This window comes from Rhizobium sp. MHM7A, assembly GCF_005862215.1.
Lineage (GTDB): Bacteria > Pseudomonadota > Alphaproteobacteria > Rhizobiales > Rhizobiaceae > Rhizobium > Rhizobium bangladeshense.
The window spans coordinates 1-1,529 of the sequence record NZ_VCHT01000063.1 but is presented as its reverse complement, the minus strand read 5'-3'; the positions used below and the strand labels follow the sequence as shown (position 1 = coordinate 1,529).

Below are 1,529 nucleotides of genomic sequence, written 5' to 3'. Positions count from 1 at the left end.
TCAGACTGCTGACAAACCCCTGGCACCGTCCAGGGGTTTATGATTCACTGGGACATGTTGAAGAAACCTGCCCCCACCCAGACCGCTCTTGAGATGGTGACGCTCGACAGTCTGGTGCCGAAGGATCACCTGCTTCGCAAGATCGACGCGGTGATCGACTTTTCCTTCATCCACGATCGTGTTGCGGGGCTTTATTGCGCCGACAACGGCCGCCCACCGCTCGATCCGACCTTGATGTTCAAGGCGCTGTTCATTGGCTACCTGTTCGGCATCCGCTCGGAGCGTCAGCTGGTGCGCGAGATCGAGGTCAACGTCGCCTATCGCTGGTTTCTGCAGATGAAGCTGACGGATGGTGTGTTTGACGCCTCGACGCTGTCGCAGAACCGCCGCCGGCGCTTCAACGACACGCGCGTGGCGCAGGACATTTTTGACCACATCGTCGAGCAGGCGATCCGTCATGGCCTGGTGGATGGCACGGTGCTTTATACGGATTCAACGCATCTGAAGGCGAATGCCAACAAGGGCAAGTATGATCTTGCGATGATCGAAAAGTCGCGCTCCGATTACTGGGCCGATCTCGACCGGGCGATTGAGGCTGAGCGAGCACTCCACGGCCAGAAGCCCTTGAAGGAAAAGGAGCGCGAGCCGCAGGTGAAGGAAACCAAGGTGTCGCGCACCGATCCCGACAGCGGCTACATGGTGCGCGACGGCAAGCCGAAGGGCTTCTTCTACCTCGATCACCGCACGGTGGATGGCAAACTTGCGATCATCACCGATACCCATGTCACGCCCGCCAATGTGCATGACAGTATCGTCTATCTCGAGCGGCTGGACCGCCAGCGTGAGCGGTTCGGCTTCGAGGTCGGTGCTGTCGGGCTGGATGCCGGCTATGCGACATCCGGCATCGCCAAGGGTCTTGAGGACCGCACCATCCTCGGTGTCACCGGCTATCGCAACCCGACCCCGCCCAGAGCCGGCATGATGCGCAAGTCGAAATTCGACTATGAGCCCGAGACAGGCGGTTACCGATGCCCCGAAGGCCAACTGCTCGCCTATGCCACCACCGACCGCAACGGTTATCGCCACTATCGTTCGGATCCTGCCATCTGCTGCGATTGTCCGTTGCTGGCCTCCTGCACCAACAACGCCACGGCGACACGCACCATAACCCGCCATATCTGGGCCGATGCCCGCCAGCGCACCGACGCCAACCGCCTGACCCCTTGGGGCAAGGCAATCTACAAGCGCCGCAAGGAGACGGTCGAGCGATCATTTGCCGATGCCAAGCAGCTTCACGGGCATCGCTATGCCCGCTTCCGAAGTCGCACCCGCGTCGCATGCCAGTGCCTGTTGGCTGCGGCCGCCCAAAACATCAAGAAGATCGCAATGGCCCTGACAAAAGCACCAAACCCGGCCACGGCGTAAGCCGAAACCTCCTTCTTCGCCCCCCGCCAACACGACCGGCAAAGAATCCAATCGCCAAAAAAGCAAAACCCGCCGAAAAAATCGACGGGTTTGTCAGCAGTCTG

The 1,529-nt window shown here is 60.2% G+C and carries 1 protein-coding gene; it reads left to right on the top strand.

Annotation, left to right across the window (positions count from 1 at the left end; translation table 11 throughout):
• Positions 1-54 precede the first annotated feature (54 nt).
• Positions 55-1,425, top strand: a complete 1,371-nt coding sequence (locus tag FFR93_RS40360) for an IS1182 family transposase (protein WP_138397223.1) — start codon at positions 55-57, stop codon at positions 1,423-1,425.
• The last annotated feature ends 104 nt before the right edge of the window (positions 1,426-1,529 follow it).

Excerpts from the sequence above, each read along its gene's own strand:
- FFR93_RS40360 (WP_138397223.1), top strand. The coding sequence starts at position 55 with ATGTTGAAGAAACCTGCCCCCACCCAGACCGCTCTTGAGATGGTGACG.